Here is a 14,106-nt window from a genome sequence, read left to right as displayed (position 1 = left end):
CCAGGGCCTACGGAGGACGTCCTACTAGTCGAGTGCCACCCATTCACGGTATAGAGGATCACGCGACAACGCTCGCTGCATGCTCTTTCCTCGAGCGCCCAGTCGCTGGGCGACCCAGTAGCGGAGGACTAATAGGTTCTCACGCAGGGTATTGAGCGCCACGAGAGAGTCTGGCTGTGGGCGGTCCGGATGCTTAGCGCTCATGTAGACATCGGTCGCTCGGTCGATCCAACCAGTCGTGTCGCCGAAAGGATGGTGTCGCATATCGTCGAGGACGACCTGAAGGGCAGGCCTGAAGTTGATCTGCCGGCGACTGTTCATATTTGCGCCTCCGTTCGCCAGATCGATTAGGTAGCCGAGTGCTTCGAGGGCGATTCCGCTCTGCACCACATTGCTCGAGCTCCATTGATCTTCCGACCTAAGGATATTCAACAATGGCCCGATCGCTTGGCCGAACTCCTTTCGCAGCCTGAGCCAACGAGCGATTCCTCTCGGTCCAATTTCCGAGTATTGGAAGAGGAAATTTGGGTCGCGATCCCAAGGCTCGTGCTTCAATAGCCGGTGGGTGGCCACCTGTGACCACTTGGGGCCATGATTGCCACCAGCACCATCTCTGTGCGGATCATCGGCACGATTAACCTGGATTTTGGAGAAACCAAATGGTCGCCAGCCTGCGATGGATACCAAGTCCAGGACAGCGCCGTGGACTGCGATGTGATCGTCCCAGCTGCGCGGCTCCTTGGTTGCGGTGGTCGTACGCACGCCTTCTGCTGCCGTGAAATTTCCTTGATCTTTACTCGTCTGCCAACTCGACTTCATAGTCAGATTCATCGGACGTGCAAGGCGAATCTCAGGAGCATTTGTCAACCGCATCTGGACAGACTGTGCCAGCCCCTGCGGATCACGCTGTACATCGACAGTCATGTTGCTCAGCCTCGTCCAGGCCGCCAGGGCCGGGATCTCCGTGCGCAACCCGTTGATTTTTTCAAGCCTTAGGGACTTCCCACCTAGTACGGCGTAGTTCGCCACGATGCGCCCGCGCCCGACATTGAAGTTCGACCAAGAGCCAGCGGCGCGGCAGCCGACGAGTGTCACGGTCCCGCTCGAGTCCTCGAACTGAACGACCCGTGGCGGCGCATAGCTGTACTTAGTTCGGCCTGGATCGTCGCCGAAGGAAATCCCCCGCGCGAACCACCGGCTGTAGGAGTCCCCGTCTTCATACATGTCCTTCAGCGGGACTTGTAACTCAATTGCAGTTCCGGTATCTCGAAGCATGACTGCCACATGCTCGGTATCCGGATTACCGTCGACGAACCAGCCGAGCCTCGGTTCGCCCACCACAAGTTCGTTGCTACCCATCTGCCTCCGTCCGGGGTCTGCACCGCATTCTTACGCACGCACCCGTCTCCTGGGGAGCCCTTTTGAAGACTTGCCAGGGACACCCCGCGCAGCTTCAGGAGTGGAATCCAGGAGACCACCGCACGATCTGTTGACACCTTCGGCGCACCTGCCCAGTGCAGATGTCACCGCGCTGAGGGAGAACCGCCATGCTGCACCTCCAGATCGCCGCCCACGCCGCCTCCGCTGCGGCCATCCATGCTGCTGAGCACGCCACGCTCATCGCCTCCGGGATCGTGGCCCGGGTACCCGGGGACATCGACATCCGGCCGAATACCAGTGGCCTGCCGGGGATCCCGCAGCTGAAGGAGATCGTCGGGGCGATCATGAGCATCGGCCTGATCCTGGCCGTGGTCGCCCTGATCATCGCCGCGATCGTGTGGGCCTTCGGTGCCAACTCCTCCAACCCGCACCTGGCCGGCCGGGGCAAGACCGGGATCCTGGTCGCCGCGGCGGCCGGCGTCCTGTGTGGCGCTGCGGTCGCCCTGGTGAACTTCGGTTGGGACCTGGGCCAGGAGCTGTGATGGGCCTGTGCTCCCTGCCGCTGGTCGCGCAGGTCTGTGCCGGGTCCGCCAACACGACGCCGTCGCCGATCCAGCCGTTTGCCGACTGGGTCGGTGACCTGGCCGCGTGGGTCCTGGAGGGCATGTGGGCCCTGATGGTCATCACGACCATGACCGACGTCACCACCACCCAGTTCCGGCGGGTCTACGCCCTGGTGTTCGGGATCGCAGTCCTGGTCATGCTGCTGTTCTTTCTGCTGCAGGTCATCACCGGCATGACCCGCCGCGACCCCGCCGCCCTCGGACGCGGCGTCCTCGGCCTGGGCAAGTCCATCCTGGGCAGCTTCCTGGTGGTCACGTTGACGGCGGCGCTGCTGGAGATCACCGACCAGCTCTGCCACGGCCTGGTCCGCGCAGCGGGAACCACGATGGAGCAGGTCGGTGACCGGCTGGTCGCCATGGTCACCGGCATCACGATCTCCACCGCCGTGATCGGCGTCGGCCCGCTGCTGGCCGTGTTCCTCGGAGCCCTGGCCTTCACCGGAGGCTTCGCGGTCTGGATCAGCCTCCTGGTGCGCTCCGCCCTCATCCTGATCGCGATCGCCCTGGCGCCCCTGGCCCTGGCCGGCGCGACCTGGGACGCGACCCGCGGGTGGGTGACCAAGTGGGCCACGTTCACCGTTGCGCTGATCCTGTCCAAGCTGGTGCTGGTCGTGATCTTCCTGATCGCGACCGAGCAGCTCTCCGCCCCCATCGAGGCCGACATCGCCTCGGTCACCGAACCCTTGACCGGGATCGTGCTGCTCGTCCTGGGCGCGTTCGCCCCGTACCTGACCTACAAGTTCCTCGGGTTCGTCGGGTTCGACCTGTACCAGACGATGACCACCGAGTCCGACGCCAAAGAAGCCATCAACCGCCCCGTCCCCTACCTGCCCGGCGGCTGGCCCCGACCCCCCGAACCCGCCAAAGTCCTGGACTCCAACGGCACCGCCGACACCGACGGCGCCACAGACGGTGGGGCAAGCGGCGGAGGCGGTGGAGGCGGCGGCGGCACGGTACGCACCGCGACTGCCTCGGGCGGCACCAGCGTGCCCGGTGCGGGGGCCTCGGCGGGCTCGTCCGCGCCGACCGGCGCCAGTGCGGGCGCGAGTGCTGGTGCTGCCGCGGCGGGGCCTGTGGCCCCGGTGGTCGCGGGGACGCTCGTGGCGAAGGGAGCCGTCGACGCCGGCCCGGCCGCGGGCCGGGCCCTGGGCGGCCAGGCCATGCGTACCAGCCAGGCCATGCAGACCGGGCAGGGCTCGACAGCGCCGGCCACCGACCAGCCGGCATCGTCCAGTGACCCGTCGCCCGCCCACCCAGCACCTCAAGCCGGTGCCGATGCTCCGCCGTCGGCCGCGCCCGCGGTGCAGCCGGGGATCTTGTTCCAGGACGGGGAGTAGCTCATGACCGACCATGCCTCCGCCGGGCAGCTGCGTGCGGTGAAGTTCTCCCGCCTGTCCAAGCGGGCCCTGCTGCTGGGCCTGACTGCCACCCAGCTGGTCACCATCGGTGCCGGGGCCCTGCCCCTGGTGGTCGCCCTCTACACGGGCACCGGGGCCCTGTTCGCGATCCCCGTCCTGGTCGTGGCCGTCGCGGCCGCGCTGGTGCCGGTCGGTGGACGGCAGGTGGTCGCCTGGGTGCCGGTCGCGCTCTCGTGGGCCTGGCGATCGATGACAGGCCAGCTGCACTACCGCGCCCGCATCACCGGCACGACGACAGGAGCAGGCACGACACGAGCCGCACGCCCTCGTCCGGCCGGGACGCTGGCGCTGCCCGGCGACATGGCGGCGTTGCGCCAGTATGTCGACCCGGTCACCGGGGCGGTGCTGGTGCACGACCCGCACGCCGCGACCCTGACCGCGCTGCTGCCGGTCACGCACCCGGCGTTCGTGCTGCTGGACCCGGGCGAGCAGCAACGCCGTGTCACCGCCTGGGGCCGGGTCCTGGCCACCATCTCCCGATCGGGGCACATCGCCGCTCTGCAGGTCATCGAGCGGACCTTGCCCGGGTCGGGGGCGTCGTTGGCGGACTGGTGGCGGACCCACGGCACCGCCGACGGGTCCTTCGCCGCGCGGACGTATGCGGACCTGATCGAGCGGGCCGGGCCGGCCGGGGAGCAGCACGCCACGACCATCGCTCTGTCCCTGGACCTGACCGCCGCCGCCCGGACCGTCCGCGCCGCCGGCGGGGGCTTGCGCGGCGCCGCGGCCGTCCTGCGCCAGGAGGTCGAGACCCTCGTGATCGCGCTGCGGGCCGCCGACCTCACCCCCGGTGACCCGTACGACGCGGGGCAGCTCGCCATCCACCTGCGTACCGCCTACGACCCGGCCATCGGACCCGCCCTGGAGCGGCACCCCACCCTGGGGCGGGAGCTGGCCGCCGCCGGGCCCATCGCCGTGACCGAGGCGTGGGGGAACCTGCGCGCCGACGGCGCCCACCACTGCGTGCTGTGGATCTCGCAGTGGCCCCAGGCCCGGACCTACCCCGGGTTCCTCGCTCCCTTGCTGCTGTCCTCCGGGATCCAGCGGACCCTGTCTGTGACGTACCGGCCCGTGCGGCCGGACGTCGCGATGCGCGAGCTTCGGCGGCGCCGCACCGGGCACCTGTCCGACGCGAACCAGCGGGCCCGCATGGGGCAGACCACCGACGCGACCGACCAGGCGGAGCTGTCCGACGTCCTGCAGCAGGAAGCCGACCTCGCCGCCGGGCACAGCCTCCTGACCACGACCGGCCTGATCACCATCAGCGCGAACGACGCGGAACGCCTCGAGCACGACGTGGCCGCCGTCGAGCAGGCCGCGATCCAGGCCGGGGTCGAGACCCGCCGCTTGTGGGGGCAGCAGGCCCAGGCGTTCGCCCGTTCGGTCCTGCCCGGCTAAGGCGGGACGTTGCGTGCGGTGCGCCCGCACGGCGTGGTGGGGTTGACGCACCTGTGGTCCATGAACACACCCAGCATGTCTCAGCCCAACACGGGATCGGTCATCCGCCAGGCCGGACCGCTGTACCTGTCACTGCACCATGTCGGCGACGAGACGGACGACACCGGAGAGGCCCTGCACCGGTACGAGTATGTGGTGATCAACCAGGACTCGACCGGGCAGCGGTACCGGGCCAAGGACCTGCACAACAAGGGCGTCGTCGATACCGACGCCGCGATGTGCTCCTTGATCGGGCACCTGTGGGCGATCGGGCGGACCTTCCAGGACTTCGAGCACGACCCCGATGAGTCGATGGACTACCTACCCCTGTGGCTTCAGCAGACGACCGCGAGGCACCTCACCGAGCTCATGGACGGCATGGAGCTGCACGAGGAACGGCTGACCGGGCCGACCGACATGACATTCGACTTCGACGACCCCGAGTCCTGACCCAGTCCTCCACGCCCACACAGACCGCACCCCCACCTGAGATGGAGCGACCATGACCACGAACCCGTCTTCGCCCTGGGTCCTCGACGCCGATCCCGTCGAGACCGCCGCTGCCATCGCGCAGACGATGCGTCGCTTGGCCTCCGAGACCAGCCGCCTCACCACCGTGGATCAGGTCCCGCAGATCGCCAACGAGTTGCAGACCGTGCTACGCGAGATGGCGTCCGTCACCACGAACCTGGCCCGCCTCAGCTTCGAACACCCCACGCCCTCGGCGCCGGACGGCGACCTGGGCGCCTTCACCCGCCGCACACCCGCTACGCGGGCGGCTGACGGGTTCAACGACACCACCCACCTGATCTACCTCGCCTGCCAGCCCCTGGCCGGCGCCCACAACGAGACAGCCCGCCTGACCGCCACGACCCGGTCGAACGCGGCACACCCACCCGGCTCCAGCTCTCACCCCGGCCCCGCCCGTCGCGAGGAACCCCTGCACCCACCGTCGCTGTAACTCCGGCGCGACCACCACCGGCACGGGTTCCGGACCTGGCCGGGGCTCTGGGCGAGACGATGATCCAAGCTGGCATCGAAGAAGGCGGACCCAGCCGTCCGGTGAATGCCCTGGCCCCCGGTCCAGCCGAACCGGGTCCGCGCGGGCAATTGCGGACGTCGTGCGGCCGAACACATGCGCGACCCCCCGGCCACACGACCATGCCCCGGCACCCGGCGGGTGACGGGAATGCCGGTCGCACACACCTGTCCGGCATGAACAACGACGACACCCCCAGCGCTCGAGAGGCCGTCACGGCCCAGGCAGGATCGTTGGCCCTGGCGCTGTGGCACGACGGCACGACCACCGACGAGCACGGCGAGGTCCGGCAGCGGTACGCCTACCGGATCGCCGACAGCACCGCCCCCGGGGCGGTACCGCACGACGGGCGAGACATCGAATCCGGTGCCGGCGCAGAGGTCGACACCACCGCAGGTCTGCGCGCGCTCGTGGCCTTCCTATCTGCCGCCGGCGAGGGGTACCGGTACCAGATGGGGAACCCGCTCAGCGAGCCGGAGAGCCTGGATCTGTTCCCGGAGTGGGTCACCGAGGCCGCCTACCCGAACGCCGACGAGCTCACGATGCTCTCCTTTGAGCTGGGTTCGCCGCACAGGCCGGAGGCGGAACCCGCTGCGGTGGAAGTAGCGCCCATCGCCCCGCGGGAACCGCAGCACGTCCAGGACGGGACGAGATGGCCTCCCGGGCGGTACTACACGGTGGTCTTCTTTCAGGATGAGCAGGTCCACGCGGTCGTAGACCTCCTTCAGGGCAAGGGCGCCCAGGCCGCGATCGACCACCTGGCGCAGCGGGACCTCGGGGCCAAGACACTGGACGCCGCCCTGTTCAACCAGGACTACCACGCCGAGGCCCCGCACTACCCGGGCACCCGTGAAGCCACCGGCGGCCCCTACGTCCTGACCTGTCACCCCGGCCTGGGGACCGTGCAGCTGCTGCGCGAGTTCCCCACCCAGGCCCCGGACGGGTGGCCAGACCGGTACACCGGCATCACCAGCTCTTGCGCTGGCCCCCGGCCTGAGTCGCCCAACCAGCCGCCGCCCGCGCCGCGGTCGACCGGACCGCTGGAGCCGCCTCTGCGTCCGACCGGCCAGGAACCCGACCGGGGCCCGTCCTTGTGACCGTCCCCGACGACGGTCCCTTGTGTCGGTCCTTGGCGACGAGGCCTGGTGACGGGGCTTGGGGTGCACCTGCTCGGTGTCCCCGTTAACCGACGCCCCTGGAGCTCGTCATGGACAGCAGCAACCCGCAGCACGACGCCGAGGACGCCGCCGAGGCCCTGCGCCGGCTGGCGCACTCCACGCGCACCTTCGATGATCCGTCGGACACCTACTGGGTGCTCACCGACCTGGCCGCGGTGATCCGCCGCCTGGAGCAGGTCATCACCCAGGTCCAGGCCGCACACCGTGACCACCTGGACCTTGCCCACGACGACCAAGGCGGGACCCCGGCCGGGCGGACCAACGCCCTGGCCGCGGTCGAGCACCTGGGCAAGACCGGTGAGCTGTTCGGCCTGGCCTACGCGAGCCTCGACCTGGCGATGAGCCACTCGGGCAGCATCGCCTGGTACCCCGCCACCACCGGTGGCGGCTCCGGTGGACGGCGCCCACGCGCCCAGGCCCGCCACGCCCGACACGAAACCACCACCGACGTCCGGCCCAGCGCGCGGCCCGCCGAGCGAGCCGGACGGCGATCACGATGACCCGTCCCGCCCCCGCCCCCGCACCGGCCCCCGATCCCGACCACAACCCATTGGCCCCGTCCGAGCCGACGTCGACGCCCGAGGAGGTCGCGCGCGTTGCGACGGCTGCCGTGCTGGACCTGCACGTGACCACCTCCCAGCTGCTGCCGGTCACTCACCTGCCGCAGATCACCCAGGCCGTGCAGAACCTGATCGTGCTGGTCAGCGACATCACCCAGGACCTGCACACCCTCGCGGCGAACTACAGCCTCGACGCCGGCCACCTCCCCCACGACCGCCTCGATCTGCGCAGGCAGGCCGGTCTCACCGGATCGGAGGCCGCCCGCGCGTACACCGAGGGAGTCGAGTTGCTCCATCAGGCCTCCACCCGGCTGACCCCGGCACGGGACCACGCGAGGCTCATGGCCGCCCTGACCACCGCGAACACACCCAGCACGCCAGACGTCACGGCGGGTCGCACTCCAGCCAGTCAACCGGGCAGCCCTCCCAGCGACTCCCAGGGCCCTGTCCGAGCACCGCGCAAGCCTGAGCGGTCCGGGTCGCGGCAGGAGAGCCCGAACCCTCCGGTGCGCGGCGACGTCAGCCCGGGCCAGGGGCTGGTGCTGTGAACGCCTCCGAGCGGGTGCACACCGCCACCCTGACCACCGGGCGCGAACCGAGGTCGGTGCGCCGCGCCCGTCAACGCGCCGCGGCCGCGGTCCTGGCCCGAGCCCGGCAGGACCGCCTGCACGCCGACCAGGACCATCACCAGGCCGCGCGAGCAGAGTCCCACGACACACGGTTCCTGCCCCGCACCGGTGACCACGGCCCCACGGCGCTGCGCACCCCGGTCCGGTTCCGAGTCCCGCGCCACCAGGACACCTCCGCAACCTGGGCCGCCGCCTACCCGTTCCTCGCCGAAGGCGGCCTGGGCGCGGACGGGGTGTTCGTCGGCCGCGACCTGCACTCCGGCAGCAGCTTCGTCTACGACCCGTGGGTGCTCTACCAGCGGGGACTGATCACCGCACCGAATGTGATCGTGGCCGGGATCGTCGGCGCCGGCAAGTCCGCGCTGGCCAAAGCGCTCTACCTACGCAGCTTGGCCTTCGGGCGCAAGGTCTACATCCCGTGCGACCCCAAGGGCGAGCACACCGCGGTCGCGCAGGCCGTCGGCGGCCGGGCCATCGCCCTCGGCCCCGGCATGCCCGCGCGGCTCAACCCGCTCGACGAAGGGCACCGCCCCGTCGGGACCGATGACGCGACGTGGGCGGAGCGGGTCGCCGCCCGGCGGCGGACCTTGGTCGGTACGCTGGCCGAGACGATGCTCGACCGGCCACTGCGCCCGGTGGAGCACACCGCGATCGACATCGCTCTGGGCGCCACCGTCCGCACCAGTGCCGTGCCCATCCTGCCGACCGTCGTCGACCACCTCCTGGCCCCTGACCAGGTCGACGACGTCGACGGGCGCCTAACCGAGGACGGGCGACACGTCGCCCACGCCCTGCGCAGGCTCGTGCGCGGTGACCTCGCCGGCCTGTTCGACGGGCCCTCGACCGTCGCGTTCGACCCGTCGCTGCCGATGCTGTCCCTGGACCTGTCCCGGGTCGCGGAGAACAACGCTGCCCTCAGTGTCCTGATGACCTGCGCGTCAGCGTGGATGGAAGGGGTGCTGGCCGACCCCGACGGCGGGCAGCGGTGGGTCGTGTACGACGAAGCCTGGCGCCTCATGTCCCACCCTGCGCTGCTGCGTCGCATGGACGCGCACTGGCGCCTTGCCCGCCACTACGGCATCGCCAACATGCTCGTCATCCACCGTCTGTCCGACCTGGACAATGTCGGCGACACCGGCACCGCACAACGCTCCCTGGCCGCCGCCCTGCTGGCCAACGCCGAAACCCGGGTCATCTACCGACAGGAGACCGACCAGCTCGGCGCCACCGCGCAAGCACTGGGCCTGACCCGCACCGAGGCGGGACTGCTTCCCACACTCGGACTGGGACAAGGGCTGTGGCGCATCCGCAACCGGTCCTTCCTCGTCCAGGCCCAGCTCCACCCGGACGAAGCCCTCCTCTTCGAGACCGGCACTCGAGCACGCGGAATAGGGCCCAACGCTGATAGCAATTGACCTGCAGACTGTTTACGCACTGCAAGCGAAATGCCATCATTCTGTGTTCAGAACTGAAGCCGGACCAGTCGAATCGCATGTCACAGCGCCGAAGATCGGCCTGCTGCATCCAGCGAGGACGGCGCAACTATTTGCCAGCATTTCCAATGGCTATCGGTCGCCTATACAACCCCTATCAGAACGCTATCTCTCCGCTATCTGTGCACTATCGGCATACGGCCGCGACGAGGCGGGCGTTTGGATCGCCCAGCGCGGTGGGCTGCACGGACACTGGAGTCCCAGGCTGACCGAGTTCGGAACTCCGGAAGTTCGACAGTTCGGAGAGACCGACCTTCCCGAGTGCCGAAGTTGCGCATTTCTGTTGGTGTTGACAGCCATCGTCCAGGCACTTATGTTCTCCGCCATGAACAGCGAACCAGAGAAGAAGTGCCGGGCCTGCCTCCAATCTCTTCCAGTGGCGGAATTCGACAAGTCTTCACGACCTTCCCGCGATGGCCTGCAAAGCTTCTGCAAGGCGTGCATGGAAACGCTGCGCGCCGCCCGCAGCGACCAGCAGGTCGGCCAGAGCCAGCCGGACGGGCACCTCGAGGCCGTTCTGTCCGAGCACGGGTACCAGTGGCGCAATCACCGTCCTCGCGGAGGTCTGATACGGGTCCGGGTGCTGCACGGTCCCGACGGGCGACCGGTGGACGCATCGGTGGCACTGGCCCGGATCGAGGCCGCGATCGGTGCTCCGGAACCATGCCGACGGCCAGCAGGCCCGCGGCACATTTGCCGCCGATCGTGCTGCACGCGGCGACACCGTCGCTGATCAGCCCTCTGGCGACTTGTCCATGCGCGGCTGACGCGGAACGTGCACCTGGTGGGTGACAGGAACACCACACCAGGGGGCACAGCATGGGCGAGCACGAGCCGCACCGCGAGCAGGACCTCACGCCGGCAACGAGGCAGGACCTGACCGAGATCGCGGACCTGGCGATCGACGAGCGCGTTGCACGGATCGTCCTGGCCCTGAGCTGCGAGCCTGGTGACGAGCTCCCGCCCCAGCTCGTGGCCACGCACGGCGCCGTCGACCTGGTGCAGCGGATCGCGGACGGCTCACTGCAGGACCAGGGCGCGCACGTGGCCCGCTGGGGCCAGGACGTGGCCGGTCGCCTGGACCTCGCCGAGGTCAGGCGAGTGCTGGTGCGCAGCGACGCGCTCGGGCTGGGCACCCTGATCCCCGGTGACCCCGACTGGCCGCCCCTTCCCGGCGACCCGGCGACGCACCCGCTGGTGCTGTGGACCCGCGGCGATGCGTCCCACCTGACCAGCAGTGCGCCGCGAGTGACGGTGGTCGGGGCGCGTGTCCCCACCGACTACGGCCGCGACGTGGCCCGCACCCTGGGGATCGAGCTGGCCGACCGTGGAGTCACAGTCCTCGGGTCCGGCTGGCCCGGCATGGACGCCACCGCCCTGCTCGGTGCAGTCGTGGCCGGCGGGGCGACGGTCACGCTGCTGTCCGCGGGACTGGACCGTCGCCCCTACCCCGGCACCGAGGCCGCGCTGTTCCGGGCGACCACCACCGCCGGCGGTGTTCTGGTCAGTGCGTGCCCACCGGGTCGGCCCACGAGCAGGGCCCGTGCCCTGACCCGCAACCGACTGCTGGCGTCCCTGGCCGACGCCGTCGTGGTCACCGAAGGTGCCCACCGCTGCCCCGCGATCAAGGTCGCCCAGCATGCGGTGCTTCTGGGTGTGCCGGTCGGGGCGGTTCCCGGTCCGATCACCAGCGTCGCCAGCAGCGGCAGCAACGAGCTGCTGCGTCAGCGGATGGCGCGCATGATCACCCACGCCACCGATGCGATGAACCTGATCACCGCACCCCGCCTCGCCACGTCGGCTGCGGCTGGCCGCTCGTCCACGCCCCAACACCTCGCGTCACGGCCCGGGGACACCGGCTCGCTGCCCCCGCCGGCGCTGATCCCGCTCTGAGCCCGGGACACGTCCCGGAACTGACCAACGTGCGTGATGGGAGACTGCGATGACCGAGGAACTACCGCCGCCGCAGGCGTGGGACCTGCCCGTGGTGCGAGCACTGGACGCGATCGAGTTCCTGCCCGGGCTGGACCCCGACCATGTCGAGTTCGACCAGTTCCGGTTCCACGGTGTGGGCACGTACAGCCCGATGCAGTCGGCGACCATCTACGCCTTCCAGCCGGTCACGAGTGTGCCGTACACCGTGAAGTTCGAGGTCCGGGGCAGCACGTACATGGTCGAGGATCACGACCACCGGCCGCTGACAGCAAGCGGTGTGGCCGACCTGCTGCATCTTCCCCTGGCCAGCGCGGACCGGGCCGTCACCCTGCTCAAGCGGGGCCTGAGCGAGTCCCTGCGGATCTACAACGAGGCCCACGCCCCGGCACCCCGCAACCGCTCCCGTGCCACGGCAGGGACCCAGGAGCCGTGGCCGTTCGCAGCTCGCCCGGGGCCGGACGACCCATCGCAGCCTGCACTGTGACTCGGTGACCCTGCAGGCAGCGGGGCCGCACGTAGGCCCGCGCGATGCCGTCGCGTCATGGTGCGGTGGGTCGTGTCTCGTTCACCAGGGTGACCTCGCCGAGTCAGGCTCGGGCGGTCGCTGGCTCGCACCGGGGATACGGATGTGGTCGGGCGTGCCACCGCCCGATCAGGTACCCGCCGAAGAACGCCAGCAGGATCGCCCCTGCCATCAGCAGAGCCAGCATCGGCCAGGCCATTCAGAGCACCGGGCCCGACTCAGGTGCTGCCTCCCGGGGCGCCCGGCATGACGTCGATTGCTGGTGAGCGCTGCCTCGCGGCCACAGCGCGGCGTTGTCATCCACTGGTCCATCGTGCCCTGCCATCGCGCACGGCACGGCCTAGAACCGCGCCATGCACACACCTTGCCCGGATAGCCGTTGCAGGAAGGGGGGTCGTGGCGACGCTGCTGCCCTGTCCGGCGGCGGCGCGATCGAGCTTCGTGACCGCTCCGAAGTTCCCGACGCCTGTGAGTAAGCCTTCACCCTGGGACGTTCCCTGGGCTCGCCGTTAACAGCCTGACGTCTGCCGTGGCGGACGGGATGGTCCATCGGGGCAAGCGGCCCTCGCCGCGAGCACCGACGCCGTGACCCGCACGCTCCACTGAGACGCTCCGAGCCTGGCTCACCTCCAGCCCTCGGTGCTGCCACAGCGACTGTCGCCGCCTCACGGAACCATCTCTGTGAGCGGCGAGCAACACTGGACCGCTTGACCTGTTCAACACGCGCTCAGGCCGTTACGAGGCGTCGGGATCCCACTCCACACTTCACCCCCGCGATCTCTTGACTATTTCATGTGGGACAACATACGCTTTTTGCATATTTCGGGTGATTATTGGGGGTTCTGTATGTGGGCAAGACGTAAGTTCGCTCTGAGGAGCGTGACAGTGGTAGCAGCAGTGCTGGGCCTGGCCTTCTCTCCCGCAGCAGGAGCGGCGGAGCGCGCGGCCGAACCTGGGCAAGACGTACTGTTCGCCGAGGCTCAGGAGGACGCGCTTGAAGCGCTCATCCAGGCGAACCTGGATGGCGTGGAGTGGACCGCAACGGCGCCGACAGGAGAGACCTACGCGCCAAGCCGGAACGCGGCGCTCGTCGACCCGTTCGACAGATGGCAGTGCGACAACGGCGTCTCAGACCACGAGGTCAACGCGTGGACGATGGGCGACCAGTTTCCCGAGGCCGTGACGGGCGTAGTCAGCCTCTACTGCGGTACTGCGGCAACGCACGGGTACAACCACATCCGCGATGGGCACGAGGCCGAGTGGGCAGCGATCGCGGCGCTTGGAGATGGCACGTGGGACGACTTCATGGAGTTCGTCGTAGAGGCCACCATCATCGCCCCACACAACTACTCGATCGAGGGCAACGACAAGTACTGCTACACGACGCCCATCGTGCTCAACATCGATGGTGAGCTGTGGACGTACTACTGGCCAGTAGTACTCTCGGGGAACAACAACCTAGTCATCACTGCCTACCCCGGCATCTACTGCTAAAGCGCTCGGCGACTCACGCAGATACAGGGCCGACATCATGGAGAAGCGCTGAACCACATGAGCGATGACAAGTCCTTCAGGCTGGGTGGTCACCGGATTTCCGGTGACCACCCAGCGTCCGGGGTAGTTCGACTCCGGAACGAGTACGCCACGAAATGGCCACTTTGGACCACGACAAGCGCAACCCAGAAATCAGATTGGAATCTGAGCGGAAAGCTTGTCAGGCGGATTGAGACTTGGGCGGCCGTCTTCAATGCCAACTACGATCCGCTGAAGGGCTGGCCTGGCTCGGATATGCGAGAAGCCCAGCACAGGGAAGGCGTCGAACTGTCCAGCCTGATTCAAGCGGAGCTTGGGGTAAATTGGTTGGTCAGGTTCGAGTTCTGGGAAACAGCAG

14 protein-coding genes are annotated in these 14,106 nt (G+C 68.8%); 12 read left to right on the top strand and 2 right to left on the bottom strand.

What is annotated here, in order from left to right; genetic code table 11:
• Positions 1–24 precede the first annotated feature (24 nt).
• Positions 25–1,359 (bottom strand): hypothetical protein, encoded by a 1,335-nt coding sequence (locus ACO229_RS06555; RefSeq protein WP_423464211.1) that lies wholly within the window; start codon positions 1,357–1,359, stop codon positions 25–27.
• 188 nt (positions 1,360–1,547) lie between these two features.
• On the opposite strand from ACO229_RS06555, the gene ACO229_RS06550 reads away from it, so the two are divergent.
• From ACO229_RS06550 to ACO229_RS06510, 9 genes are all read left to right on the top strand, one after another.
• Positions 1,548–1,922: a DUF6112 family protein gene (locus ACO229_RS06550; protein ID WP_423464210.1), complete on the top strand. Its 375-nt coding sequence runs from the start codon at positions 1,548–1,550 to the stop codon at positions 1,920–1,922.
• Positions 1,922–3,340, top strand: a complete 1,419-nt coding sequence (locus ACO229_RS06545) for a conjugal transfer protein TrbL (RefSeq protein WP_423464209.1) — start codon at positions 1,922–1,924, stop codon at positions 3,338–3,340. The genes ACO229_RS06550 and ACO229_RS06545 overlap by 1 nt, the downstream gene beginning before the upstream one ends.
• A gap of 3 nt (positions 3,341–3,343) precedes the next feature.
• Positions 3,344–4,819: an SCO6880 family protein gene (locus tag ACO229_RS06540; RefSeq protein ID WP_423464208.1), complete on the top strand. Its 1,476-nt coding sequence runs from the start codon at positions 3,344–3,346 to the stop codon at positions 4,817–4,819.
• Positions 4,820–4,894: 75 nt separating this feature from the next.
• Complete coding sequence (locus tag ACO229_RS06535; protein WP_423464207.1) at positions 4,895–5,308, top strand: hypothetical protein; 414 nt, start codon at positions 4,895–4,897, stop codon at positions 5,306–5,308.
• A gap of 52 nt (positions 5,309–5,360) precedes the next feature.
• Entirely contained in the window at positions 5,361–5,819 is a 459-nt protein-coding gene (locus ACO229_RS06530; RefSeq protein ID WP_423464206.1) for a hypothetical protein, read from the top strand.
• Between the two features lie 254 nt (positions 5,820–6,073).
• A complete protein-coding gene (locus ACO229_RS06525) occupies positions 6,074–6,994 on the top strand; it encodes a hypothetical protein (RefSeq protein WP_423464205.1) in 921 nt (306 codons plus the stop codon).
• A gap of 110 nt (positions 6,995–7,104) precedes the next feature.
• Positions 7,105–7,575, top strand: coding sequence for a hypothetical protein (locus ACO229_RS06520; RefSeq protein ID WP_423464204.1), 471 nt, complete (start codon positions 7,105–7,107; stop codon positions 7,573–7,575).
• A complete protein-coding gene (locus tag ACO229_RS06515) occupies positions 7,572–8,183 on the top strand; it encodes a hypothetical protein (protein ID WP_423464202.1) in 612 nt (203 codons plus the stop codon). The genes ACO229_RS06520 and ACO229_RS06515 overlap by 4 nt, the downstream gene beginning before the upstream one ends.
• The gene (locus tag ACO229_RS06510) at positions 8,180–9,679 is read left to right on the top strand and encodes an ATP-binding protein (RefSeq protein WP_423464201.1); all 1,500 of its coding nucleotides are present in this window, start codon (positions 8,180–8,182) and stop codon (positions 9,677–9,679) included. Before ACO229_RS06515 ends, ACO229_RS06510 begins: the two co-directional genes overlap by 4 nt.
• Positions 9,680–10,154: 475 nt before the next feature.
• Here the strand turns inward: ACO229_RS06510 and ACO229_RS06505 are convergent, their stop codons facing one another.
• Positions 10,155–10,286, bottom strand: a complete 132-nt coding sequence (locus ACO229_RS06505) for a hypothetical protein (protein WP_423464200.1) — start codon at positions 10,284–10,286, stop codon at positions 10,155–10,157.
• A 290-nt stretch (positions 10,287–10,576) separates the two neighbouring features.
• Between ACO229_RS06505 and ACO229_RS06500 the strand changes: the two genes are divergently transcribed.
• From ACO229_RS06500 to ACO229_RS06490, 3 genes are all read left to right on the top strand, one after another.
• A complete protein-coding gene (locus ACO229_RS06500; RefSeq protein WP_423464199.1) occupies positions 10,577–11,650 on the top strand; it encodes a DNA-processing protein DprA in 1,074 nt (357 codons plus the stop codon).
• A 49-nt stretch (positions 11,651–11,699) separates the two neighbouring features.
• Positions 11,700–12,176 carry a hypothetical protein gene (locus ACO229_RS06495; RefSeq protein ID WP_423464198.1) on the top strand — a complete coding sequence of 159 codons (477 nt, stop codon included), beginning with the start codon at positions 11,700–11,702 and terminating at the stop codon, positions 12,174–12,176.
• A gap of 924 nt (positions 12,177–13,100) precedes the next feature.
• On the top strand, positions 13,101–13,709 hold the full coding sequence (locus ACO229_RS06490; protein ID WP_423464197.1) for a hypothetical protein: 609 nt from the start codon (positions 13,101–13,103) through the stop codon (positions 13,707–13,709).
• Positions 13,710–14,106 lie beyond the last annotated feature (397 nt).

This window comes from Promicromonospora sp. MS192 (assembly GCF_049532985.1).
Classification (GTDB): Bacteria; Actinomycetota; Actinomycetes; order Actinomycetales; family Cellulomonadaceae; genus Promicromonospora.
The sequence above is the reverse complement of the archived record's forward strand: the minus strand, read 5'-3'. Positions and strand labels throughout refer to the sequence as shown.